Below are 24,873 nucleotides of genomic sequence, written 5' to 3'. Positions count from 1 at the left end.
TATGGCCGACAACTCGGAAAAGACGAAAGCGCGGCTGCCGCGCGGGTTTGCCGACCGCGGCGCCGAGGATATCCGCGCCGTCGAGAAGATGATGGCGACGATCCGCTCGGTTTATGAGCTCTATGGCTTCGAACCGGCCGACCAGCCGCTGATCGAATATACCGATGCGTTGGGCAAATTCCTGCCCGACCAGGACCGGCCGAACGAGGGCGTGTTCTCTTTCCAGGACGACGACGACCAGTGGCTGTCGCTGCGCTACGACCTGACCGCGCCGACCGCGCGCTTCGTCGCCGAGAATTTCGAACGCCTGCCAAAACCCTACCGCAGCTACCGTTCCGGCTGGGTGTTCCGCAACGAAAAGCCCGGGCCCGGCCGCTTCCGCCAGTTTATGCAGTTCGACGCCGACACGATCGGCACGCCGGGCGTCGCGGCGGACGCCGAGATGGCGATGATGATGGCCGACGTCATGGAAGCGCTCGGTATCAAGCGCGGCGACTACGTCATCCGCGTCAACAACCGCAAGGTGCTGGACGGTGTGCTGGAAGCGATCGGCCTTGGCGGCGAGGAAAATGCCGGCCGCCGGCTGACGGTGCTGCGCGCCATCGACAAGCTCGACAAGCTCGGTCCGGACGGTGTCCGGCTTCTGCTTGGCCCGGGGCGCTGGGACGGCGGCAAGGAAGGCGAGGGTGACTTCGCCAAGGGCGCCGGGCTGAATGAAACGCAAGCCGAGGCTGTTCTTATGGCGACAGCGCGAAATGTGCAGGCGGGTTTGGATGCCAGCGTCAGCGGGAACGCGGTCTACCAGGAGGGCGTTGGCGAACTTGCGACCATCGAATCGTTGGTCCGGGCTGCCGGATATGCCGAGGACCGTATCGCCATGGATCGTTCCGTCGTGCGCGGCCTCGAATACTACACCGGCCCCGTCTTCGAGGCCGAACTCCTGGCCGAAATCCCCAATGAAGACGGCCAGATCGTGCGCTTCGGCTCGGTCGGCGGCGGCGGCCGCTATGACGGTCTGGTCTCGCGCTTTCGCGGCGAGCCGGTGCCGGCGACCGGCTTTTCCATCGGCGTCTCGCGACTGATGACGGCGCTGAAGAACCTCGGCAAGCTGGACGTATCGGAAGTGATCGCGCCGGTCGTCGTGCTGGTCATGGACAAGGACACTGAAAGCCTCGGCCGCTATCAGAAGATGGTCTCGGAATTGCGCGCCGCCGGCATTCGCTCCGAAATGTATCTCGGCGGCGCCGGCATGAAGGCGCAGCTCAAATATGCCGACCGGCGCGGTTGCCCCATTGCCGTCATCCAGGGCGGCGACGAGCGGGCCAAGGGCGAATTGCAGATCAAGGACCTGATCGAAGGCGCGCGTATGTCGGCGGAGATCACCGACAACGCCGAATGGCGTGCGGCGCGGCCGGCCCAGGTGACCGTGGCGGAAAGCGAACTGGTCGCCGAGGTGAAGAAGATTTTGGCGGCGCAGGCCGCTGATCGCGCCAAGGGTGGCGCTTGAGCACCCCCCTCTGGCCTGCCGGCCATCTCCCCCGAAAAGGGGGAGATGGGATGTCGCGTAGGTTTTCGCCAATCTCCGATGTTGGGAAAAACGCGCCGAGCCCGAAGTTGCCGATCTCCCCCCTTGCGGGGGAGATGGCCGGCAGGCCGGAGGGGGGTGCCTCGCGCCCAACCTGTCTATGACCTCCCGCCCCGCGATCGCCACCGACATCACCACCCTCTTCGCCGCGCGCAACACACATGCCGTCGAAGTCGCGGTGCTGCAGCCGGCCGATCCCTTCCTCGACATGGCCGGCGAGGATCTGCGCCGCCGCATTTTCCTGACCGAAAGCGAAACCGGGCAGACGCTCTGTCTGCGGCCCGAATTCACCATTCCCGTCTGCCTCGACCACATAGCCAGCCAGGCCGGCACGCCACGCCGCTATTCCTATCTGGGCGAAGTGTTTCGCCAGCGCCGCGAGGGCGGCAATGAGTTCTTCCAGGCCGGCATCGAGGATCTCGGCGACCGCGACACGGCCGAAGCCGATGCCCGCTCGGTCGCCGACGCGCATGCGCTGCTGTCGCTGGTGCTGCCCGGCCAGCCGCTGGCGGTCACGCTTGGCGACCAGGCGATTTTCGAGGCGGTGCTGGCGGCGCTCGGCTTGCCGCGCGGCTGGCGCATGCGGCTGGCCCGCGCCTTCGGCTCGGCGCCTATGCTGGAGACAGCACTCGCCGATCTCGCCAACCCGCCGCGCAACAGCCAGCTCTCCGGGCCGGTCGCGGCGCTTGTCCTCGATGGCGATCTGGACCGTCTTTCCCAGCATATTGCCGGCGGCATGGAGGAAGCCGGCTTGTCGGCATCGGCCGGGCGCGCGCCGTCGGATATCGCGCGACGGCTGATCGAGAAAGCCGAGTTGCGCAGCGTGCGGCTGTCGAACGAGGCTTTCGCGGCGCTGAAAGATTTTCTGGCGATCGACGTGCCGCTCGATGGCGCGGCCCAGGCATTGGAAACCTTCGCGGCCGGCGCCGGACTTTCGCTGGGTGCGGCGCTGGAAAAATTCTCGGCCCGCGCCAAGGCGATCGAGGCGCATGGCTTGCCCTCCGAAAAAATCCGCTACGACGCCGCTTTCGGCCGTCCGCTCGACTACTACACCGGTGTCGTCTTCGAAATCGCGGCCGCCAGCGGCGAGCGCCCCTTGGCCGGTGGCGGGCGCTACGACCGGTTGCTGACGCTGCTCGGCGCCAAGACCGCGATCCCCGGCGTCGGCTTTTCGGTGTGGCTCGACCGCATCGAGGCTTTGCGGGGGGCGGCATCATGATCACGCTCGCCGTTCCCTCGAAGGGTAGGCTCAAGGAGCAGGCGCTGGAGGTGTTGGCCAAGGCCGGCCTCGCCGTCAGCCTGCCCGGCGACGAGCGTAAGTATCATGCCCGCGTCGAGGGCCTGGACAATGTCGAAGTGCTCTTCCTGTCGGCTTCCGAAATATCGGGCGAAATAGGCCAAGGCGCGGTCGATCTCGGCATCACCGGCGAGGACCTGGTGCGGGAAAATCTCGCTGACTGGGAAGCGCGGGCCGAGATCGTCGCCCGCCTCGGCTTCGGCCATGCCGATGTGGTGGTCGCGGTGCCCGAGATCTGGCTCGATGTCGACACCATGGCCGATCTCGACGATGTCGCCGCCGATTTCCGCCAGCGCCATGGCCGCAGGCTGCGGATTGCCACCAAATATTGGCGGCTGACGCAGCAGTTCTTCTCCCAAAAGCACGGCATTCAGGTCTATCGCATCGTCGAGAGCCTCGGCGCCACCGAGGGCGCGCCGGCGGCCGGCCTCGCCGACGTCATCGTCGACATCACCAGCACGGGCTCGACGCTGCGCGCCAACCATCTCAAGGTGCTGGCCGACGGCGTCGTGCTGAAGTCGCAGGCCTGTCTGGTCGCGTCGAGGAAGACACGTGCAGCGGCCGACGACGCCGTTTTGCGCGACATCGTCGCGAAAATGGCGGCAGCGGTCGCATAGCGACCTCCAGGGAAGGGGCTCCAGTACCATCGACGGGATTTCCAGCGTCCCGGCAGGCTGATAGGTTCGGCCAGTCTTGGGAGGAGACAGCAATGCCGGTCAATCTCGACGAGCTGAAGAATGCCACCAATCTGCGCGGACGCGGCGCGCGCGCCGGCAGCGTCTTTATTGCACCGGTCGATGGCAGGGCGCATGTCTCGGGCGACCGCAAAGTGCCGCTGCTCGACAAGACCATTCCCGCGCTGTTCTCCGACACCGTCGGCAAATACGGCACGCTCGATGCCGCCGTGTTCGTCGGCCAGGACAAGCGCTTCACGTGGAGCGAACTGTCGGACACGGTGGATGCACTGGCCGCCGGCTTTCTGGCGCTCGGCCTCCGGAAGGGCGACCGGGTCGGCATCTGGTCGCCCAACCGCTGGGAATGGCTGGTGACGCAATTCGCCACCGCCCGCATCGGCCTGATCCTGGTCAACATCAATCCGGCCTACCGGCTGACCGAGCTGGAATATGCCCTGAACAAGGTTGGCTGCAAGGCACTGGTGACGGCGGCGAGCTTCAAGACATCGGACTATCTCGGCATGATCGAGACTCTGGCGCCGGAGATCGCGACGGCGACACCCGGCAAGCTGAAGGCTGCGAAATTGCCGGCGCTCAGGATCGTCATCCGTATGGGCGAGGAGAACTCGCCAGGCATGTTCAATTTCGGCGACGTGCTGGCCATGGCCGGTCGCGACGAGCATGATAGCCTCGACCGCATCTCGGAAGGGCTGAAGCCTGGCGATGCGATCAACATCCAGTTCACCTCAGGCACGACGGGCGCACCCAAGGGCGCGACGCTCACCCATCTCAACATCGTCAACAACGGCAATTTCGTCACCTCGGCCATCAAGCTCACTGTCGACGACCGGCTCTGCATCCCGGTGCCGCTCTATCACTGCTTCGGCATGTCGATGGGCACCATGGGTTGTGTGTCGAAGGGCGCGACCATGGTTTTCCCGTGCGAGGGGTTCGATCCGGGCCTGACGCTGAAGGCGATCGCGCGGGAGCGCTGCACCGGGCTCTACGGCGTGCCGACCATGTTCGTCGGCATGCTCGATCATCCGGATTTCCCGACCTTCGATCTCTCCAGCCTGCGCACCGGCATCATGGCCGGTTCGCCCTGCCCGATCGAGGTGATGAAGAAGGTGGTCTCGCTCATGCACATGGCTGAAGTGACCATCGCCTACGGCATGACCGAGACCAGTCCGGTCTCGTTCCAGAGCAGCACCGACGATCCGTTGGAAAAGCGTGTCTCGACTGTCGGGCGCATCCACCCGCATGTCGAGGTCAAGGCGATCGACGCCGATGGCGCCACCGTTGCGGTTGGCGCGCCGGGCGAGCTTTGTACGCGCGGCTATTCGGTGATGAAGGGCTATTGGGACGACGACGAAAAGACCCGCGAGGCGATCGATAGCGATGGCTGGATGCACACCGGCGACCTCGCCACCATCGACGCCGAGGGCTATTGCAACATTGTCGGTCGCGTCAAGGACATGGTCATCCGCGGCGGTGAGAACGTCTATCCCAGAGAGGTCGAGGAATTCCTCTACCGCCATCCCAAGGTGCGGGAAGTGCAGGTCTTCGGCATCCCGGACGCCAAATATGGCGAGGAGCTGTGCGCCTGGATCGTGCTCAAACCTGGCCAGGTCGCCACCGAACAGGAGATCAAGGCTTTCTGCGCGGGCCAGATCGCCCACTACAAGGTGCCGCGCCACATTCGCTTTCGCAGCGAATTGCCGATGACGGTGACCGGCAAACCGCAGAAATTCCTGATGCGTCAGGCGATGGTGGAGGAACTCGGGCTGGTGGCGCAGAAGACGGCGTGAGGCCGGATCAGCCGTGTCGCACAAGCGCGCCGATAGCCTCGAGCAGCGCCTGCTGGTCGCCGACCCAGAACCAGTGATCGTCGCCATCGACCTCGATGAACCGCGCGCCTGGAATCTTGGTCGCTAGGAACCGCCCCGCCTCGATGCGCACGGCGCGGTCGCGGGAACGGTGGAGGATCATCGTCGGGGCGGAAACTTTTGCGAGGAGGTGACGGACATCGGTGTCCCGCAACGCGTCGAGCAGCCCTGCGACCGCGCCGGGACTGGAGGCTGCCCTGAGCAATCCGGCCCACCAGGTCCTCGCCTGGCGGTTGCCAGCGAGGCTCGGTGCGAAGGTGTCGATTTCCGCCGGGCCACCCCAGCCCGCCAGCAGCCGTTGCTTCCACAGATCATACTGCGCGACGGTCAAGGCGTGGTGATAGTCAGGTGCACGGCTGCCTTTGGCGAGCGAGCCCCACAAGACAAGGCCCGTCAGCCGATCGGGATGCTGGACCGCAAAACGGGTACAGCCCGGCCCACCCTCGGATGCGCCGACCAGCAAGGCCCGGCGGCTGTCGGCCGCGTTCATGACCGCCAGAATATCCTGCGCCGTCGCCTCGACCGTGGGGCGGGCACCGACGCGGTCGGAAAGCCCCATGCCGCGCCGGTCGAAGAGGATCAGGCGACCCAGGCGCGAAACCGCGGTCAGCCAGGCGCGGCAACACGGGTCTTCCCAGATACGCTCGACATGCGAAATAAAGCCGGGAACAAGCACGATGTCCGTCGGGCCGCTGCCGACGATCTGGTACGCGATGTGGATGCCGCCCACCGCGACATAGCGCGTCCTGGGCACGTCCAGGGCGGCGTCCTGAGTTGGCTGGCTCAGCATGGCAAGCGTGGCGGGGTCCGGCGCTACACCGAGTTCGTCCCGCAAGAGCCGGATGCACGTGTCGATCTGCCGCTCGGCCGCCGCCCTGTCCCCGGCCGCCAGATGGGCACGGATCAGATGTCGGTGCGCGCTTTCGCTCAAGGGGTCGAGTGCCGCCAGCCGTCTCGCGTGAACGACCGCGCCACGAGGCTGGCTGTCGGCGATCTTGGCGTCGATGAGCCGCTCCAGCGCCTGCACCAGCCGGCCACGCAACGTCTCTCGCCGAAAGAAGACCCATTCCTCGAATTGCGGACAGTCCGGCAGCAAGAAGCCGGCGAGATAGTCGTCTTTGTAGATCTCGGCTGCCTTGTCGAGAGCGCCGGAATTGCAGGCCTGCTCGAAAATCCTGGTGTCGATCTCGGCGGACAACGCCGGGTGCAGGCTTAGCGAGACGCCTGTGGCGGCGATGATCTCGTTGCCGAACGCGATGCGGATTTTGTACAGCGTGCGCCGAAGGCGGGCGCGTGCGGCCTGCTCGTCGGCTTCCGGCCACAACAGCGCGGCGGCGACCTCGCGCGCCACCGGCCCGCTGGCCTCGGCGAGATAGATGAGCAGGGCTGCCGCCTTGCGCAGGGCGAGTTCCACCCGCCGGCCGTTCAACCGGAACTCCGGAAAACCCAGAAATCGGAATTCCAATCGCTCCATCGATCCGACCACGGCCATGCAGGGACGTTGAGGGGACGCCGGCCTTCTATCCATTCCCACGACGTCGGGCCGATCGGGCCCGATCACGGGACTCCCTTGGAGCGAGAAATGTCACTGGTCAATACTCTCACCCGCCCTGTCGGTGCCGCCAACACACGGCAAGGAGGCTGAGACATGTGCCAATCCTGTCTCTCCTGGTACGCGCGCTGCATTGCTCCCTACCTCGTCCACGCCGGCTGTTCGGCCAACGCTTTCACGGACATGCGAAGGCGCCTGATCCCGCGGGCAGGAGGCGTCGTCGTCGAAGTCGGCTTCGGCTCCGGCCTGAACCTTCCCCATTACGACGCCGCCAGGGTGAAGCGGCTGGTCGGCGTCGATCCCGACGGCACGATGCTGGGCCTTGCCGAACCGAAGAGCCGTTCCGTGCCATTCGATGTCGACTGCATCAGGGCCAGCGGTGAAAGGCTGCCCTTGGCCGACAGCTTCGCCGATACGGTGGTCGTCACCTATGCCTTCTGCACCATTCCGGACCCCGAGGCGGCGCTGACCGAGATCCGGCGCATCCTCAAGCCCACGGGCCGGCTGATCTTCATCGAGCACGGCCAGGCCGAAGGGCCGCGTTGCCGCCGGTGGCAGGAGCGTCTGAACCTGATATGGGGCCGGCTCGCCGGCGGCTGCCACCTCAATCGCGATCCATTGCACCTGATCCGGACGGCGGGCTTCCATATCGTCGAAGCGCAGCGTGAGCGGTTCCAGCTACCCTTCTGGCAGTTGGGAAGTCACCATGCCGGCATCGCGATACCCCTAACGGGTTGACGGGATGCCTCGTCCGCTAACGCCGCCCGCGCCGTATTTCCGCCGGCCGTGGCGCCGAACCCGGCTCCTGCACCAGCGGCCCCAGCAGCACCTCGCCGAACAGTGGCTGGTAGCTGCGGCGCACCGCCGGGTCCTCCTTGAAGGACAGCGCATATTGCCCGATCTGGTGGAAATAGGTGATGCGGGCCCTGACCAGGCTTTCGTCCTCGGGATAACCCATGGCGCGGAAGGAGCGGGTCAGGAGTTCGATGCGCAGGTCATCGATATCCTTGACCTCCTGCGCCAGCTTTTTCGACGTTCGTGACCAGTCGCGCACGGCGAGGTCGAGCAGGGGACTGAACGGCGCCTCGTCGACCCAAACATGCACGATGTCGGTGAAGAACTGCAAGCCGTCTATATCCAGCATCTCGCGCATTGCCCAGAAGGGCTCGCAATTGATATCTCGCCATTCTTGCAGCAGGCCGTCGCGAAGATCGGCCAGGCTGGTGAAATGGAAATAGAAGCTGCCGCGCGTCACCTTGAATTGCTTGGCGAGGCGGTCGATCTTGACCTCGCCAATGCCGTGCTTCTCCAGCACCTTGCGCGCCGCTGCGATCCAGGCCTCGCGACTCAGCGTCTGCCGCGCCGTCTTCCCAGGTCCCGCGGCTTTGGCTGGTCTCTTGCCTTTGGCCGGGGCGCTGTCCGATTTCATCCGATCAAGACCTTCATCGCACACGCAACGCCCACAAAACCGTTCGCCGGCTCCGATGCGCTTCGCGACTCATCAAGTGTCCATCTATCGCGGAAGGCGCAACTCAGGGCAATGCGCTGATCCGCTCCAGCATGAGTTCGAAGAACGGCGCGGGATGGATGCGCCGCAGGACGTTGCAGTTCTTGCGCCGGCCGGTGACGTGCCACCAGTCGACGACGGTCATGCCGATTGTCTCAGGCGAGACAATGTCGACCGTCACCGCGCACTGGCGCTGTTCATAGATTTGCGGTGCCAGGAGATAACCGGTGACGCAGGCATCGTGGATGGGGCGTGCCGGCGTCTCGAATTTGTGGGTGCCATACTGGCGGTAGAAGTCGGCCAGGTTCGCGGCCTCGATCGCCGCGCGGCTGCCGCTTGCGCGCAGGCGGTCGAGCCACTCAGGCGTCATCAGCGCCGTGTAGGTGCAATCGATGCCCGCCATGGTCACCGGCGCGCCGCTGTCGAACACCTTGTGCGCGGCATGCGGGTCGACGAAGATGTTGAACTCAGCGGCCGGCGTCGCGTTGCCACCCTGGAAGAAGCCGCCGCCCATCAGCACCACTTCGCGCAGACGGGGCACGATCCTCGGCTCCATGGTCATGGCCATGGCCAGATTCGTCATTGGCCCGAGCGTGCAAACGGTCAATTCGCCTTCCGGCGCGTCCATGATGGTGCGCACCATGTAGTTCACCGCGTGTTCGCCCCGCAGCGGCGTCACCGGTTCGGCAAGGTCGGCGCCGTCGAGGCCGGTTTCCCCATGGACATATTCGGCGGTGATCAGCTTGCGCACCATCGGCGCCGGGCAGCCGGCATAAACGGGCACATCGGGCCGCCCGGCGAGTTCGACGACTTTCAGCGCATTCTTCGAGGTCAGGGCAAGCGGCACGTTGCCGCCGACCGTGGTGATGCCGACCACGTCGAGTTCATCAGGCGACCCCAGTGCGAAGAGGATGGCGAAGGCGTCGTCCTGGCCCGGATCGGTATCGATGATGATCTTGCGTGGTGCCATGATGCCGCGTCCTTCCTTTTGCGATCGAAAGCCTATTGATGAGGCCGTTCGGATGTGTAGAAATACAGTACTGTATCTTATGTTCAAGACAGGGTGTTCGAAATGGATGCACAAGAGCGCGGCGATTTTTCCGAAATTCCGATCCTCGACGTTTCGCCGCTCTATGGCGACGACGAAGGCGCGATCAGGGAAACGGCAGCGACACTGCGCCGCTATCTCGAGACGATCGGCTTCCTCTATGTCACCGGCCACCCCATTCCGCGCACCGATGTCGAAGCGGTCCGCGAGGCCTCCAAGCGTTTCTTCGCCTTGCCCGAGGAGGAGAAGGCGAAGCTGAAGATCGACAAGAATTTCCGCGGCTACTTGCCCTTTGCCGGCTCGACCATCGTGACCTCGTCCGTGGCGGCCGTCAGCAAGCCGAACCAGAGCGAATCGATCTTCTTCATGCACGAGGTCGGCGCCGACGACCCCCGGGCCTTGGCCGGCAAGCCGCTGCAAGGCCCCAACCAGTGGCCTGACGAGGCCGCCCTTGCCGGCTTCAGGGAGACCATCGAGCGCTATGTCCAGGAGATGGGCACGCTCGCCCGCAAGATGGTGCGCGCTATCGCGCTTTCGCTCGGGCTGCCCTCCGACAGTCTCGACCGCTATTTCGAGCAGCCGACGACTTTCCTGCGGCTGCTGCACTATCCGACGCAGCCCCAGGAAGAGGGGCTTTTCGGTTCGGCGCCGCACACCGACTACGGCTTCATCACGCTGCTAGCCCAGGACAATGTCGGCGGCCTCGAGGTCAAGAACAAGGCGGGCGACTGGGTTCCCGCGCCGCCGGTTCCGGATTCCTTCGTCATGAATGTCGGCGACATCCTGGCGCGTTGGTCGAATGACCAGTTCGTCTCGACGCCGCACCGCGTCATCAACCGCTCCGGACGCGAGCGCTATTCGCAGCCCTTCTTCTTCGATCCATCAATGGACGAGACGATCGCCGCACTTTCGGTCTGTGTGCCGGCCGGCACACAGCCGAAATACGAGCCAGTGCTCTATGGCGATTACCTGATGGAGCGCATCGACAAGAATTATCATTATCGAAAGAAGAAGGCGGCCGAAGCAGCCGCTTCCTAAGGGACACCGAGCCCGTGCCGGCCACTGGCCCGGGCTCTGCCGGAAAGACTGCAAACAAGGACAAGAAAAGGGGAACAGCAATGAACAGATATCTGCGAATGACCAGCCTTGCACTGGCGCTCTCCACCACCGTCGGGGGCGGGGTTTCCAAAGCCGCCGACGTGCCGAAATCGGCTGAGGTGAAAGAGAGCGGAACGCTCGCCGTCGCCAACACTCTGGACTTCGCGCCGTTCGAATATCTCGACGCCGACGGCAAGCAGACCGGCATCATCGTCGAACTCGCCGGCGAGGTGGCCAAGCTCGTCGACGCCAAGCTCGATATCCAGCGCACGCCGTTCCCGTCGATGATCCCGGGTCTTGCGGCGGGCCGCTTCAAGATCGCCTGGGAGACCTTCTCGGCCACGCCGGAGCGCCTGAAGCAGGTCGATTTCATCATGTTCCTGAAGGCAGGGCTCGCCGTCTCGACATCGCCCGACAAGAAGGCGAGCTTCAGCGGCGACATGCCGCTCTGTGGCAAGCGCATCGGCGTCTCGGCCGGCAGCGCCTCGGATTTCCTGGTCGACAAGCTCGGTAAGGAATGCACCGACAAGGGCCAAAAGGCTATCGAGAAATCGGTGTTCAACTCCTCCACCGATATCGTCCAGGCCGTGCTTTCGGACCGCGTCGACGCGCGTATGGACGATGCCACCGCATCGAGCTATTTCGAGGTGACGAGCAAGGGCCAGTTGGTGGTCCTGCCGACGCTTTACGAGGTTGCGCCGCTCGGCATGGCGATCGCCAAGGACGACAAGCAGACCGCCGACATGATGGTGGCGGCACTTGCCGAACTGTTCAAGAACGGCACGTACAAAGCTATCCTGGAGAAATACGGCATGGGCGCCTATGCGATCAAGGAACCCTACTTCGTCGGCACCATGGACGCGCTTCGCGCCGAATAGAGACCATCCGGCGCCTGATGAACGTCAGGCGCCGGCCCGCAAGCTGGAGACATCCGATGGGCGTTGCCCTCCCGACCGACATCGGCGTCGAGCCAAGCGTTTCCGCCGCCGTGTCACGACTGACCGTCGTGCCGCAGCGCCGCTATGGCATTTGGGTCGGTACGGCGTTCGCCCTGCTGCTGGCCTTCCTCATCATTCGTGCTTTCGCCAGCAACCCGGCCTTTGCCTGGGGCACGGCAGCCGGATACCTGTTCCATCCCTCGATCATGCGAGGCCTCGGCAACACGCTGATGCTCACCGTCATCATCATGGTGCTGGCGATCATTGTCGGCACCGTCATCGCGATCATGCGGGTGTCGCCGAGCCCGGTGCTGCGCGCCTTTTCCGGCGTCTATGTCTGGTTCTTCCGGGGTGTCCCAGCCCTGATCCAGCTGATCTTCTGGTTCAACCTGTCGCTGCTGGTGCGCGAAATCTCGCTGACTTTGCCGTTCATAGGCACGCTGTTTTCCGTGCGCACCAATGATTTCATGACGCCGTTCTTCTCCGCCGTGGTGGCGCTTTCGCTGTGCGAGGCCGGCTACATGGCCGAGATCATCCGGGCCGGCATCAAGTCGGTGCCGTCTGGCCAGTCAGAGGCGGCGAGCGCGCTCGGCATGCCCTACCGCATGATCCTGAAGCGCATCACCTTGCCGCAGGCCATGCGCTTCGTGCTGCCGCCGACCGGCAATGAGGCGATCAACCTCCTGAAGATGACGTCGCTGGTGACGTTCATCGCCGTCGACGACCTGTTCTATACCGCGCAGAGCATCTATGCGCGCACCTTCGAGACCATTCCGCTGCTGATCGTGGTCGCCTTCTGGTATCTCGCGGTGGTCAGCATCATGTCGGTGGGGCAGCATTTCCTGGAGCGCCATTTCGGCCGCAGCGATGTCAGACGCGACCCCCTGACGATGCGCACCTTGCGCAACTTGATCAGCCTGCGCGGCGTTGCTCGATGAGTGATGTGAAGTCCGAAAATCGTGCCCGCTTCGGGGTGCCCGCCAACTCCATGGTGTTCGCGCGCGGCGTGCGCAAAACCTATGGCCAGCTTGAAGTTCTCAAAGGTGTCGACCTCGATGTACCGGAGGGATCGGTCGCCTGCATCATCGGCCCGTCGGGATCGGGCAAGAGCACGTTCCTGCGCTGCATCAACCATTTGGAAAAACTCAGCGGCGGCATCCTGCTCGTCGACAGCCAGTTCGTCGGCTACGACCTCCAGGGCGACAAGCTCTATGAGGTGAAGGACGATCTTCTGTGCCGGCGCCGCGCCGAGATCGGCATGCTGTTCCAGTCGTTCAACCTGTTCTCGCACATGACGGTGATGGAGAACCTGATCGAGGCGCCGACGCAGGTGCGGCGCATTCCAGTCGACCAGGCAAAGACCGAGGCGGAGGTGCTGCTGCGGCGTGTCGGCCTGGCCGATAAGGTAGACCGCTATCCCCGCGAACTGTCCGGGGGCCAGCAGCAGCGTGTCGCGATCGCGCGCGCCCTGGCGATGAAGCCCAAGGTGCTGCTCTTCGACGAGCCGACCTCGGCGCTGGATCCGGAACTGGTCGGCGAAGTCCTGCAGGTCATGCGCGACCTTGCCGAGAGCGGCATGACGATGGTCGTCGTCACCCACGAGGTCGGCTTTGCCCGCGAGATCGGCGACCAGCTCGTGTTCATGGACGGCGGCGTGATCGTCGAACGCGGCGCGCCGCGCGAGATGATCGCCAACCCGGTGTCGCCGCGCACCCGCGAGTTCCTGTCGCGGGTGCTGTAACGAGCGTTAGGGCCACCTCTCAGGCCGCCAACAGCGCCGGGCCTAGCCCCCGTATAATCTTGGCTAGCTCGACGCATTCCCCGTGCCGCGCATTGTTGCGTCGCCAGGCCAGGCAGATCATGCGCTGCGGCATCGGTTCCTGGAACGGCACGATCTTGAGGTCGGGGATGGTGCCGGCGGGGCCGGTCGCCATTTCGGGGATGAGCGTGACGCCGAGCCCGTGCGCCACCATCTGCAGGAGCGTGGTCAGGCTGGTCGCGCCATAGCTTGCCATCGCCACCGGCCGCACATTGCCGCAGACGGCCAGCGCCTGTTCGCGCAGGCAATGGCCTTCTTCCAGCAGCATCAGTCTTTCCAGCGCCGGGCTCTCGGGTGGAACCGGCGGCGAGGCAAAGGCCGGATCGTCCGACGGCACGGCCAGGAAGAACCGGTCGGGAAAGAGCGCCTCGGTGATCAGTCCTGGATGGTCGAGCGGAAGTGCCGCGATGAAGGCGTCGAGTTTTCGCGATGCGGTGTCTTCGACCAGGGAGGTGGTGACCGCCTCGCGCAATTCGAGCAGCAAGGCCGGGAAATGCTTCTTCAGTTCGGGCAAGGCGCGTGGCAGAAGATAGGGCGCGACAGTCGGGATGATGCCCAGCCGGAAGCGTCCCTCCATAGCCGTGCGGCCGCGCCGGGCCGTCGTTTCCACGTCACGTATGTCAGCCAGGATGCGCTCGATACGCGGCAACAGGGCGATCGCCTCGTCCGTCATGCGCACCGACTTGCCGCCGCGTTCGAACAGCCGGCAGTTCAGCCGTTGCTCCATTTCGGCGATCTGCGAGGACAGCGCCGGCTGGCTGACACCGGCAAGTTTCGCCGCACGCCCGAAATGCAGCGTCTGCGCCAGCGCGTCGAAATAATGCATTTGGCGAACTGTCAGTCCGATCATGCGGTCAAGGCCATCATAAGAAAATCCTATCGAAATAAACAGGAAAGACAATTTGTTTTTATCGGCGGTCTGGCCTAGGCTGGAATGGTTCCAGATTGGCGCGGGCCGCTGGCCGCCCCCAAAATCTCGGCAAAAATCAACCCCGGCAAATCAAACCTCGGCAAATTGGAGTGAGAGATGGACGCGAAAACCGACGACAGCAGCGCGGGCAAATGCCCTGTCGCGCATGGATCCGCCGGCCGGACCAACCGTGACTGGTGGCCGAACCAGCTTGACCTTGGCGTTCTCCATCAGCAGTCGAACCTGTCGGACCCGATGGGCGAGGACTTCGACTATGCCAAGGAATTCGCCAGCCTCGATCTCGATGCGGTCATCAAGGACCTGCACCAAGTGATGACGGATTCGCAGGATTGGTGGCCGGCCGACTTCGGCCATTACGGGCCGCTGTTCATCCGCATGGCCTGGCACAGCGCCGGCACCTACCGCATCGGCGACGGCCGCGGCGGCGCCGGCGCCGGCCAGCAGCGTTTCGCACCGCTCAACAGCTGGCCGGACAATGCCAATCTCGACAAGGCGCGCCGCCTGCTGTGGCCGGTCAAGCAGAAGTACGGCCGCAAGATCTCCTGGGCCGACCTGCTGATCCTCACCGGCAACGTCGCGCTGGAATCGATGGGCTTCAAGACCTTCGGCTTCGCCGGCGGCCGCGCCGACGTCTGGGAGCCCGAGCAGGACGTGGACTGGGGTTCGGAAACCAAGTGGCTGGGCGACGAGCGCTACTCGGGCGATCGTGAGCTTCGCGGCCATCTCGGCGCCGTGCAGATGGGCCTGATCTACGTCAATCCGGAAGGGCCGAACGGCAAGCCCGATCCGCTGGCCTCGGCCCGTGATATCCGGGAAACCTTCGCGCGCATGGCGATGAACGACGAAGAAACCGTGGCGCTGATTGCCGGCGGCCACACTTTCGGCAAGACCCACGGCGCCGGCGATGCCTCGCTGGTGGGCGCGGAGCCGGAAGGTGCCGGCATCGAGGCGCAGGGCCTCGGCTGGTCGAGCAAACATGCGTCAGGCATTGCCGGCGACGCCATCACCTCGGGTCTCGAAGTCACCTGGACCACGACGCCGACCAAGTGGAGCAACAACTTCTTCGACAATCTGTTCAATTTCGAATGGGAGCTGACGAAGAGCCCGGCGGGCGCCCATCAGTGGACGCCGAAGGGTGGCGCCGGTGCCGGCACGGTGCCGGATGCGCACAACCCCTCGAAGCGTCACGCGCCGGCCATGCTGACCACCGACCTCGCGCTGCGGGCTGACCCCGCCTATGAGAAGGTCTCGCGGCGTTTCCATGAACATCCGGATCAGTTCGCCGATGCCTTCGCCCGCGCCTGGTTCAAGCTGACCCACCGCGACATGGGTCCGGCGGTGCGCTATCTCGGCCCGTTGGTGCCCAAGGAAGAGCTGATCTGGCAGGACCCGATCCCGGCGCTCGACCATGAACTGGTCAGCGAGCAGGACATCGCATCGCTGAAGGCCAAGATCCTGGCCTCCGGCCTGTCGGTTTCCGAACTGGTCTCGACGGCCTGGGCCTCGGCTTCGACCTTCCGCAACTCCGACAAGCGCGGCGGCGCCAATGGCGCACGCATCCGGCTGGCGCCGCAGAAGGACTGGGAAGTCAACCAGCCGGCCGAACTGTCGAAGGTGCTTGCCAGGCTCGAAGGCATCCAGACGGAATTCAACACCGCGCAGACCGGCGACAGGAAGGTCTCGCTGGCCGACCTGATCGTGCTCGGCGGTATCGCCGCGGTCGAGAAGGCCGCGAAGGATGGCGGCAACGACGTGAAGGTGCCGTTCACGCCCGGCCGCATGGATGCATCGCAGGAGCAGACGGACGTCCACTCCTTTGCCGCGCTCGAGCCGAAAGTCGACGGCTTCCGCAACTATGTCAGGGGCAAGCAGCCCATGTCGGTTGAAGCCATGCTGGTTGACCGCGCGCAGTTGCTGGGCCTGACGGCGCCGGAACTGACGGTGCTCGTTGGGGGCTTGCGGGTGCTCGGCGCCAATACCGGCAAGTCCAGGCACGGCGTGCTTACCGACAGACCCGGCACGCTGACCAACGACTTCTTCGTCAACCTGCTCAGCATGAGCACGGTCTGGGATCCGGCTGCCGGTTCTGTTCCGGGTTCGGAAGAAGTGTACGAAGCGCGCGACCGCAAAACCAAGGCAGTCAGGTGGACCGGCACCCGTGCCGACCTGATCTTCGGTTCGCATGCGCAGCTGCGGGCATTGGCCGAGGTCTACGGATCGGCGGACGCCGGGCAGAAATTCGCCCGGGATTTCGTTGCGGCATGGACCAAGGTGATGAACGCCGACCGCTTTGACATCGCGGCCTGACCCGAGCTTGAGGACCTACGAAAGAGGCGCGGGCCACGGCCCGCGCCTCTTGCATTCAGGCTCTGGAATCAATCCTTCTCGAAGACACGCACCTTGGCGACGACGCCGGCAATGGCGCCGCCGATCAGCGGTGCGACGATGAACAACCAGAGCTGGCTGAGTGCGGCACCGCCGGTAAACAGCGCCGGGCCGATCGAGCGCGCCGGATTGACCGAGGTACCGGTGACCGGGATCATGGCGAAGTGAATGCCCGCTAGCGTCAGGCCGATGACCAGGCCGGCAAACGCCGTCGAGTGTTTTTCAGCGGTAACGCCAAGGATCACCGTGACGAAGGTGAAGGTGCCGATCAGCTCCCACAGGAACGCCGAGCTCATGCCCCATTTCGTCTCGTCCCAGCCATTGGCGCCGAAGCCGCCGGTATGGCCGCCGGTCTGGCCGGAAACGATGATCCACAACGCCAGCGAGGCGATGATGGCGCCGATGATCTGCGCGATCCAATAGGGGATGACGTCCTTGGCCGGCAGCCGGCCAGCCAGGAACACGCCGAGCGTCACCGCCGGATTGAGATGCGCGCCCGAAATCGGGCCGATCGCATAGGCCGCCGCGATGAGGCCGATGCCGAATGCCAGACCGATGCCTTCCTGGCCAAGCGGCAGCGCGCCGCCGAAGCCCCCCGTCACCACGGACGCCGTACCGATGAACACCAACAGAAATGTGCCTAGAACTTCCGCCAGATAAATCTTCATTGCCCTCTCCTCGTGACGATCCGCCGGTCCACGTTTTCCGCGCCGCGAATCATGACGGCAAGAGTATTCCCAACCGAAAAACTTGGAAAGCAGAGCTGTAGCGCCACACGCCGTCCTTCCGGCCGCCAGTTAAGAACATTAGAGATCTTGTATCTACTAGTCCGCCTGCTTCTAACCGCCGCGAAGATTTACCGGTCGGACAGGTTTAGCCGACCATCGCCAGCTTGCGCTCGCGGCGAGGCCGGGCGGGGTTCAATCCGGACGTGAAAGGCTCTAAGAGCAGACCGGATAATGTGCTCGATTGATGGAATGACGAATGCGACTGGGCGGACGGCTGGCTGCGGCCATTGAAGTGCTGGAGGACATTGGTCGGCGTCACCGGCCGGTGGCCGACGCGCTGAAGGATTGGGGCCTGTCCCATCGCTTCGCCGGCGGTGGGGATCGCGCCGCGATCGGCAACATCGTCTACGACGCGCTGCGCCACAAGCGCTCCGCCGGCTGGTTGCTGGGCGAAGACACGCCGCGAGCCATCGGCTTCGGGGCGCTGCTGCTCGAATGGAGCCAGACGGCGCAGTCGCTCAACGCAGCGCTCGAAGGTGACAAATTCGCGCCGCCGCTGCTGAGCGCCACGGAACTCCAGGCAATCGCGGAACGCCGGCTTGCCGACGCGCCGCCTGCTGTTCGCGCCGACATTCCCGATTGGTGCGAACCGCTTTTCCAGCGGGCCTTTGGCGACACATGGGTCGAGGAGGGCGCGGCGCTCGCCACACGTCCGCCGCTCGACATCCGGGTCAACACGCTGCAGGCCAATCGCGCCAAGGTGTTGGCTGAACTCGCGCAGACCGGTGCCAGTGCCGCACGGATCGCACCCTACGGCATCCGCATCCCGCCGATCGACGGTGACGGCCGGCATCCGAACGTGCAAGCCGAGCCGGCCTTCCAGAAAGGCTGGTTCGAGGTCCAGGACGAGGGGTCGCAAATTGCGGCGGCGCTTGCCGGCGCGACGGCTGGCATGCAGGTGCTCGATTTCTGCGCCGGCGCAGGCGGCAAGACGCTGGCGTTGTCGGCGGCGATGGACAACCACGGTCAAATCTTCGCTCACGATGCCGAAAAGGCGCGGCTGGCGCCAATCTTCGACCGCATTCGCCGCTCGGAAAACCGCAATGTGCAGGTCACCACCAAGCCGGCCGAGCTTGCCCCATTGACCGGCCACATGGACATCGTGCTGGTCGACGCGCCCTGCACCGGCAGCGGCACCTGGCGGCGGCGTCCCGACGCCAAATGGCGGCTGACGCAGAGACAGCTTGATGCCCGCAAGGGCGAGCAGGCGACGATCCTCGATGCCGCCAGAACCTACGTCAAACCCGGTGGCCTGCTGGTCTACGTAACCTGCTCCGTGTTCGACGAGGAGAACGGTGAACAAATCGCCGCGTTTCGCGAGCGGCACGGCGGCTTTGCCCCGGTCGATCATCGCCAGCTCTGGGACAGCCGTTTTCCCGGCCATACCGCCGCGATGCGGATCGGTGCCCTGGGTGGCATTTCGCTCTCGCCGGCGCTGAGCGGCACAGACGGATTTTATTTTTGCGCCTTGCGCCGGGCGAACTGACGCTGTCGTTGACAGCTGCCCGCAGCGCCCCAATTGCAGATGCGCGGCGTTGCGCCGCCACAGGGTGAGTGCTTGCAAAGATATCTGTCGCTTCTGCTGTTCCTCGTCCTGGTGCTGGGCGGAGGCCTGCTGATCGGTTTCGCCACCTTGCCAGGTGCCTGGTATGCATCGCTGGCCAAGCCTTCCTTCAATCCGCCCAACTGGATTTTCGCGCCTGCCTGGACACTGCTCTATGTGCTGATCGCCGTGGCCGGCTGGCGGACATGGTTGCGGGACCCGGCCGGCACCGCGATGAAGATCTGGGGCGCTCAGCTCGTCCTGAATTTCCTGTGGTCGCCAATCTTCTTCGGCGCAAAAATGATGGGGCCTGCTCTGGTCATCATCGTGCTTCTTCTGGCCGTCATCGCGCTGTTTATCGCATGCGTCTGGACCCGCGATCGGCTCGCCGCCTGGCTTTTCGTGCCCTACGCGGCGTGGGTGGCGTTCGCCACCTTGCTCAACGCCTCGCTTCTTTGGCTGAACTAGGTGACGTGCGGTTTGCTGCAGTGCAGCAAAAGTATTTGCCTGCCGCTCATGCCTCTGCGATAAGCTTTCCCGGCAAACGTGAAGGCAACGGCGATGGCAGCAAAGATCGTACCGGCTCCGGACTATGAGGATCGCGTCAGGGCGTCCTTCGCACGCCAGCAGGCGATGGCGACGATCGGCGCCGAACTGACATTGGTGACCCCCGGCATCATCGAGATTGAGATGCCTTATTCAGCGGCGCTGACCCAGCAGCATGGGTTCCTGCATGCCGGCGTCATTTCGACGGCGCTGGACTCGGCTTGCGGCTATGCGGCGTTCTCGCTCATGCCGGAGAATTCTGGCGTGCTGACCATCGAATTCAAGGTCAACCTTCTGGCGCCGGGCCGGGGTGAGCGTTTTCTGTTCCGCGGTTCGGTGACCAAACCCGGCCGTACCATCATCGTTGCCGACGGCCAGGCCTATGCCTTCGCCACCGACGGCGAGGCCAAGCTGATCGCCACCATGACCGGGACGATGATGACGGTGCTAGGCCGTGATGGTATCGCTGGGTGAGTGGCCGGTTCGCCGCGGGCGAATTTAATCGTGCCGGCGGCACGGAGCTGCCGCCGGCAGCGGCCATGCCGTTGGTCATAATGTAGCGCAAGCAGGAGGATCGCCATGACTGGCAACGTCGTGCGCATTGGCGGCAAGGATGTCCTCTTCGTCATGGCGGCGCGGGCCGAATATGGCCCGCATCTGCAGCGATTGTTCACGCCGCTGATGACGGGCGTGGGCCCGGTCGAGGCCGGCGTGCGGCTGGGCGCTGAGCTCTCCTGGTTGAAATCGGACAAGGCATTGCCCGATCTGGTGGTATCGCTCGGCTCTGCTGGTAGCCGGACCCTGGAGCAGACCGAAATCTACCAGGCCGTCTCCGTCAGCTATCGCGACATCGATGCCTCGCCGCTGGGCTTCGAAAAAGGCGCGACGCCGTTTCTCGACCTGCCGGTGATCGTACCGTTGCCGTTGCGTATTCCCGAAATCAAGGAGGCGACACTGTCGACCGGCGGCGCCGTCATTACCGGCGCGGCGTACGAAGCGATCGCCGCCGACATGGTCGACATGGAGACCTTCGCCTGCCTGCGCGCCTGTCAGCTTTTCGACATCCCGCTCATCGGGCTGCGCGGCATTTCCGACGGCGCGGCTGATCTCAGGCACGTCGGCGACTGGACCGAATATCTGCACGTCATCGATGAAAAGCTGGCCGACGCCGTCATGCGGCTCGAACAGGCGATCGGTTCGGGCTTGCTCCGGCCGGATTCACCTGGTGACGAGGCGATACCGCTCTGAAAGTCAGGCGACGCAACCCATTGCGCAGACTCGTTTCTTTCTCTAAAGGCTCGCCATGACGACAGCCAATCACACCGACACCATCCTGATTGTCGATTTCGGCAGCCAGTTTACGCAGCTCATCGCCCGCCGCATCCGCGAGGCCGGCGTGTTTTCCGAGATCGTGCCGTTCCAGTCGGCCGAGGCGGCATTCAAGCGCATCAACCCGAAAGCGGTCATCCTGTCCGGCGGCCCGGCTTCGACGTCCGATATCGGCAGCCCGCGCGCGCCGCAGATCGTCTTCGATGCCGGCGTGCCTGTGCTTGGCATCTGCTATGGCCAGATGGCCATGTGCGTGCAGATGGGTGGCGTCGCCGAAAGCTCCAACCATCGCGAATTCGGCCGCGCCTTTGTCGAGATCGAGAAGGACAGCCCGCTATTCGAGGGCCTGTGGGCCACAGGCCAGCGCCATCAGGTGTGGATGAGTCATGGCGATCGCGTCATCGCCCTGCCGCCTGGCTTCGAGGTGTTCGGCAAATCGGAAAGCTCGCCCTTCGCCATCTTCGGCAATGTCGAACGCAGGATGTACGGCATCATGTTCCACCCCGAGGTGGTGCATACGCCGGATGGTGCGAGGCTGCTCAGGAACTTCGTCCACAACATCGCCGGCATCGAAGGCGACTGGACGATGCGCGCCTATCGCGAGCACGCGGTCGAGGCGATCCGCAAGCAGGTCGGCAAGGGCAAGGTCATCTGCGCGCTGTCGGGCGGCGTGGATTCCTCGGTGGCTGCCCTTCTGATCCACGAGGCGGTCGGCGACCAGCTCACCTGCATTCTTGTCGACCATGGCCTGATGCGCAAGGACGAGGCCGCTGGTGTGGTGGCGATGTTCCGCCAGCACTACAATCTGCCTTTGATCCTGGTCGACGCCTCGGACAAGTTCATCTCGCAGTTGGAAGGCGAGTCCGACCCGGAAAAGAAGCGCAAGACCATTGGCCGGTTGTTCATCGAAGTGTTCGAGGACGAGGCCAAGAAGCTCGGCGGCGCCGATTTCCTGGCGCAAGGCACGCTCTATCCCGACGTCATCGAGAGCGTCTCCTTCACCGGCGGCCCCTCGGTGACCATCAAGTCGCACCACAATGTCGGCGGCCTGCCCGAGCGCATGAACATGCAACTGGTCGAGCCGTTGCGCGAATTGTTCAAGGACGAGGTGAGGGCGCTGGGCAAGGAGCTCGGCCTGCCCGAAAGCTTCATCGGACGTCATCCGTTCCCAGGCCCCGGCCTCGCCATCCGCTGCCCGGGCGGCATCACGCGGGAAAAGCTGGAGATCCTGCGCGAGGCCGATGCCATCTATCTCGACGAAATCCGCAAGGCCGGCCTCTATGACGCGATCTGGCAGGCCTTCGCCGTGCTGCTGCCGGTGCAGACTGTCGGCGTCATGGGCGACGGCCGCACCTACGAATTCGTCTGCGCGCTACGCGCCGTGACCTCCGTCGACGGCATGACGGCTGACTTCTACCACTACGACATGGCCTTCCTGGGCGCCGCCGCCACCCGCATCATCAATGAAGTCCGCGGCATCAACCGCGTGGTGTATGACGTGACGTCGAAGCCGCCTGGCACAATCGAGTGGGAGTGAAGGAGCGGCAATCGCGTAGATTCGGCGGCGATTTTCGCCATCGAGAATTGTTCTCGTGTCGTGTCTCACTTTCGCTGAACTGGTATTCTTCATCTCCAATCTGGCAAGTCCGATCTGCCCAAGTCCCTTACGAGGTAAAGACCTTTAAGAAGGGGGCTACGGCGTAAAACGGCGTGCACAAAGGCAAGATCTGCTTCGCGCCTTGTCATCCTTGGAGTGATCTGCGTTGGAGCGTGAAAATTCCGGATGTCCGGCTCGCCCGTGGCAGCGATCAAGGTCCAGCGTTAGTGCGCTGGCGGGCTCTCGTTACGCTGCCCCGCATCTTCTGCCGCGCTGGCTCATATCAGGCGTGCGCTCGTTCGATCTCACAAGCCGATCCGGGTGGCTGCAGCTCCTTCATGTTGAATATTAACCGTTCGCCCAAGTTGGACGTTGACGCTTCCTCCCCAGTAGAGTTAATAATCTCCTAATATAAGCATTGTCTAAAATCTCTTGATCGCAGACCGGCGATTTAGGCGATGCAATTGGGTTGGGAGACGCAGCGCTGCGACAACGCCGTCGCAGCCGCCATCATGCGATCATCATCCGCTAGCTCCAGCCGGCACCTGCTTGTCCGGCAGGCTCGCTGATGATGCGCCGCACTCGCTTTCAACCCAGCTGCGTGGCGACTTTGGGATCGGTGCTCGGACAGAGCGTGGTCGTACAGGACTATCAACAAACAGGCGTTGGGGCGTCTGCTACACAAACAGGGGTTGAAAATGGCTACTCAGGTCACCGGTGCCGGCGGCACCACGGCGTCATTCTCCAATACACCGCAGGCAAACGATGACACCTTCCTCTATTCGGAAGATGCAACCGGGGTCCTTGTCCTGAACGTTTTGGCGAATGATCTGGGTGGCGCAGCCAAACAGCTCTACTCCATCGACAACGCAGACAGTTTGTCGACCGCAACCAAGACATATGCTCCCGCAGATCTGCTCACGCGGGATACGACATATTCTACTGATAGTTCGGGAGCCGCCGGGACCACCGACACAAGCTTCTTGGGAGCCAAGATCTGGATGGCCAGCGATGGCACAATCCACTACGACACGGCGAGTATCGCTGGGCAGCTACAGGCACTTTCTGCGGGTGAGGTTCTCGTCGATAAGGTGACCTACGCTATTCAACTCGGCAACGGCACGCTGAGCTGGGCCACTGCCACCGTTCAGTTCACCGGCACGAATGACAAGCCCGATATCCATCTGGTGACGACCGACAGCGCGGCCGCGTCGCTGATCGAGACGAACTCGGCTCTGACGAAGAGCGGCACGCTGACTGTGAACGACGCTGACGTCTCCGACACAGTAACCGCAAGTGTCGCCTCAGTGTCGCTCGCCGGCACCCTTGGCGGCCTGAACAGCGCCGCCGTCATCGGCATGATGACGGTTTCACCGACCTCGCTGACGGCTAACCCTGGCGAAACCAACAATCTGGGCTGGACCTTCAATTCGGCGCCACAAGCCTTCGACTTCCTGGCTGTCGGCGAGACGCTGACGCTCACCTACACGATCAAGGCCGACGACGGCCATACAGGCACCGACATGCAGACGGTGACGATCACCATCAACGGCACCAATGACGCGCCGGACATCACCGTTGGCGCCGGCGACAGCGCTACAGCCTCGCTGACCGAGACCAATGCAGCCCTGATGAAGAGCGGCACCCTGACGGTGAACGATGCCGACCTCTCCGATACGGTGACTCCTAGCGTGACATCTGTATCGCTCGCCGGCACAACGGGCGGTCTGAACAGCGCCGCGGTGCTCGGCATGCTGACGGTGTCGCCGGCCTCGCTTGCCGCCAGTCCGACCGACACGCACAATCTGAATTGGTCGTTCAACTCGACACCGCAAGCCTTCGACTTCCTTGCCCAAGGCGAGACTCTGACGCTCACCTACACGATCAAGGCCGACGACGGCCATACCGGCACCGACACGCAGACGGTGACGATCACGATCACCGGGACCAACGATTCGCCGGTGATCACGACGGCTGTCGGCCAGGCTGCCGGCACGGTTGTCGAGGCCGGCAATCTGGACGACGGGACGGTTGTCCCCGGAACGGCGTCTGCGTCTGGCACGCTGACGTCTTCGGATGTTGACCACCTTGCGACGGCGACCTGGAGCGGTGACGCGACGGGCACCTATGGGGCGTTTGCGATCAACCCGGCGACGGGCGCATGGACCTTTGCGCTCAACCAGGGCGCGGCCGATCATCTGGCCGAGGGTGAGAGCGACACGCAGACGTTCACGGCGACGGTGACGGACGACAAGGGCGCGACGGCGACGGAAACGGTGACGATCACGATCACCGGGACCAACGATTCGCCGGTGATCACGACGGCTGTCGGCCAGGCTGCCGGCACGGT

The 24,873-nt window shown here is 64.1% G+C and carries 21 protein-coding genes; 16 read left to right on the top strand and 5 right to left on the bottom strand.

The genetic code is table 11. The features are described 5' to 3' along the window. Window position 1 precedes the first annotated feature (1 nt). The 4 genes from hisS (at window position 2) to LB516_RS00090 (ending at window position 5,364) form a co-directional block, all read left to right on the top strand. Entirely contained in the window at window positions 2-1,507 is a 1,506-nt protein-coding gene (gene hisS, locus LB516_RS00105; RefSeq protein ID WP_224718694.1) for a histidine--tRNA ligase, read from the top strand. Between the two features lie 178 nt (window positions 1,508-1,685). Then, window positions 1,686-2,804: an ATP phosphoribosyltransferase regulatory subunit gene (locus LB516_RS00100; protein WP_224718693.1), complete on the top strand. Its 1,119-nt coding sequence runs from the start codon at window positions 1,686-1,688 to the stop codon at window positions 2,802-2,804. Further along, complete coding sequence (gene hisG, locus LB516_RS00095; RefSeq protein WP_015316510.1) at window positions 2,801-3,499, top strand: ATP phosphoribosyltransferase; 699 nt, start codon at window positions 2,801-2,803, stop codon at window positions 3,497-3,499. The genes LB516_RS00100 and hisG overlap by 4 nt, the downstream gene beginning before the upstream one ends. A gap of 92 nt (window positions 3,500-3,591) precedes the next feature. After that, the gene (locus LB516_RS00090; protein ID WP_224718692.1) at window positions 3,592-5,364 is read left to right on the top strand and encodes an AMP-binding protein; all 1,773 of its coding nucleotides are present in this window, start codon (window positions 3,592-3,594) and stop codon (window positions 5,362-5,364) included. 7 nt (window positions 5,365-5,371) lie between these two features. Here the strand turns inward: LB516_RS00090 and LB516_RS00085 are convergent, their stop codons facing one another. Then, the gene (locus LB516_RS00085; RefSeq protein ID WP_224718918.1) at window positions 5,372-6,916 is read right to left on the bottom strand and encodes an alpha/beta hydrolase; all 1,545 of its coding nucleotides are present in this window, start codon (window positions 6,914-6,916) and stop codon (window positions 5,372-5,374) included. A 174-nt stretch (window positions 6,917-7,090) separates the two neighbouring features. Between LB516_RS00085 and LB516_RS00080 the strand changes: the two genes are divergently transcribed. Next, the gene (locus LB516_RS00080) at window positions 7,091-7,732 is read left to right on the top strand and encodes a class I SAM-dependent methyltransferase (RefSeq protein ID WP_224718691.1); all 642 of its coding nucleotides are present in this window, start codon (window positions 7,091-7,093) and stop codon (window positions 7,730-7,732) included. 16 nt (window positions 7,733-7,748) lie between these two features. On the opposite strand, the gene LB516_RS00075 is transcribed toward LB516_RS00080, so the two are convergent. Both LB516_RS00075 and LB516_RS00070 read right to left on the bottom strand, forming a co-directional pair. After that, window positions 7,749-8,423: a TetR/AcrR family transcriptional regulator gene (locus tag LB516_RS00075; protein WP_140792903.1), complete on the bottom strand. Its 675-nt coding sequence runs from the start codon at window positions 8,421-8,423 to the stop codon at window positions 7,749-7,751. A 103-nt stretch (window positions 8,424-8,526) separates the two neighbouring features. Continuing rightward, complete coding sequence (locus LB516_RS00070; protein ID WP_224718690.1) at window positions 8,527-9,471, bottom strand: nucleoside hydrolase; 945 nt, start codon at window positions 9,469-9,471, stop codon at window positions 8,527-8,529. A 102-nt stretch (window positions 9,472-9,573) separates the two neighbouring features. On the opposite strand from LB516_RS00070, the gene LB516_RS00065 reads away from it, so the two are divergent. The 4 genes from LB516_RS00065 (at window position 9,574) to LB516_RS00050 (ending at window position 13,326) form a co-directional block, all read left to right on the top strand. Beyond that, entirely contained in the window at window positions 9,574-10,587 is a 1,014-nt protein-coding gene (locus LB516_RS00065; protein ID WP_015316516.1) for an isopenicillin N synthase family dioxygenase, read from the top strand. 80 nt (window positions 10,588-10,667) lie between these two features. Then, complete coding sequence (locus tag LB516_RS00060; protein WP_140660879.1) at window positions 10,668-11,525, top strand: ABC transporter substrate-binding protein; 858 nt, start codon at window positions 10,668-10,670, stop codon at window positions 11,523-11,525. 56 nt (window positions 11,526-11,581) lie between these two features. Next, complete coding sequence (locus tag LB516_RS00055) at window positions 11,582-12,523, top strand: amino acid ABC transporter permease (RefSeq protein ID WP_140715522.1); 942 nt, start codon at window positions 11,582-11,584, stop codon at window positions 12,521-12,523. A gap of 50 nt (window positions 12,524-12,573) precedes the next feature. Then, complete coding sequence (locus LB516_RS00050) at window positions 12,574-13,326, top strand: amino acid ABC transporter ATP-binding protein (protein ID WP_167331151.1); 753 nt, start codon at window positions 12,574-12,576, stop codon at window positions 13,324-13,326. 19 nt (window positions 13,327-13,345) lie between these two features. On the opposite strand, the gene LB516_RS00045 is transcribed toward LB516_RS00050, so the two are convergent. Continuing rightward, window positions 13,346-14,254, bottom strand: coding sequence for a hydrogen peroxide-inducible genes activator (locus LB516_RS00045; RefSeq protein WP_015316520.1), 909 nt, complete (start codon window positions 14,252-14,254; stop codon window positions 13,346-13,348). 177 nt (window positions 14,255-14,431) lie between these two features. Here LB516_RS00045 and katG point away from each other — a divergent pair, with 177 nt between their 5' ends. Then, window positions 14,432-16,642, top strand: a complete 2,211-nt coding sequence (katG, locus tag LB516_RS00040; protein WP_224718689.1) for a catalase/peroxidase HPI — start codon at window positions 14,432-14,434, stop codon at window positions 16,640-16,642. A gap of 68 nt (window positions 16,643-16,710) precedes the next feature. On the opposite strand, the gene LB516_RS00035 is transcribed toward katG, so the two are convergent. Next, window positions 16,711-17,388 carry an MIP family channel protein gene (locus LB516_RS00035; protein WP_140614553.1) on the bottom strand — a complete coding sequence of 226 codons (678 nt, stop codon included), beginning with the start codon at window positions 17,386-17,388 and terminating at the stop codon, window positions 16,711-16,713. Window positions 17,389-17,704: 316 nt separating this feature from the next. Here LB516_RS00035 and LB516_RS00030 point away from each other — a divergent pair, with 316 nt between their 5' ends. The 6 genes from LB516_RS00030 to LB516_RS00005 form a co-directional block, all read left to right on the top strand. Beyond that, window positions 17,705-18,994 (top strand): RsmB/NOP family class I SAM-dependent RNA methyltransferase, encoded by a 1,290-nt coding sequence (locus tag LB516_RS00030; RefSeq protein ID WP_224718688.1) that lies wholly within the window; start codon window positions 17,705-17,707, stop codon window positions 18,992-18,994. 72 nt (window positions 18,995-19,066) lie between these two features. Beyond that, window positions 19,067-19,519 carry a TspO/MBR family protein gene (locus LB516_RS00025; RefSeq protein ID WP_224718687.1) on the top strand — a complete coding sequence of 151 codons (453 nt, stop codon included), beginning with the start codon at window positions 19,067-19,069 and terminating at the stop codon, window positions 19,517-19,519. A 93-nt stretch (window positions 19,520-19,612) separates the two neighbouring features. Beyond that, the gene (locus LB516_RS00020) at window positions 19,613-20,071 is read left to right on the top strand and encodes a PaaI family thioesterase (RefSeq protein WP_023771340.1); all 459 of its coding nucleotides are present in this window, start codon (window positions 19,613-19,615) and stop codon (window positions 20,069-20,071) included. A gap of 105 nt (window positions 20,072-20,176) precedes the next feature. Then, window positions 20,177-20,845, top strand: coding sequence for a 5'-methylthioadenosine/S-adenosylhomocysteine nucleosidase (locus LB516_RS00015; RefSeq protein ID WP_140660886.1), 669 nt, complete (start codon window positions 20,177-20,179; stop codon window positions 20,843-20,845). Window positions 20,846-20,900: 55 nt separating this feature from the next. Continuing rightward, a complete protein-coding gene (gene guaA, locus LB516_RS00010; protein ID WP_140660887.1) occupies window positions 20,901-22,463 on the top strand; it encodes a glutamine-hydrolyzing GMP synthase in 1,563 nt (520 codons plus the stop codon). A 758-nt stretch (window positions 22,464-23,221) separates the two neighbouring features. Next, window positions 23,222-24,873, top strand: a 1,652-nt coding sequence (locus LB516_RS00005; protein ID WP_224718686.1) for a VCBS domain-containing protein, incomplete at its 3' end; no start/stop codon positions are given.

The sequence above is a fragment of the Mesorhizobium sp. CO1-1-7 genome (assembly GCF_020164885.1).
Classification (GTDB): domain Bacteria; phylum Pseudomonadota; class Alphaproteobacteria; order Rhizobiales; family Rhizobiaceae; genus Mesorhizobium; species Mesorhizobium australicum.
The sequence above is the reverse complement of the archived record's forward strand: the minus strand, read 5'-3'. Positions and strand labels throughout refer to the sequence as shown.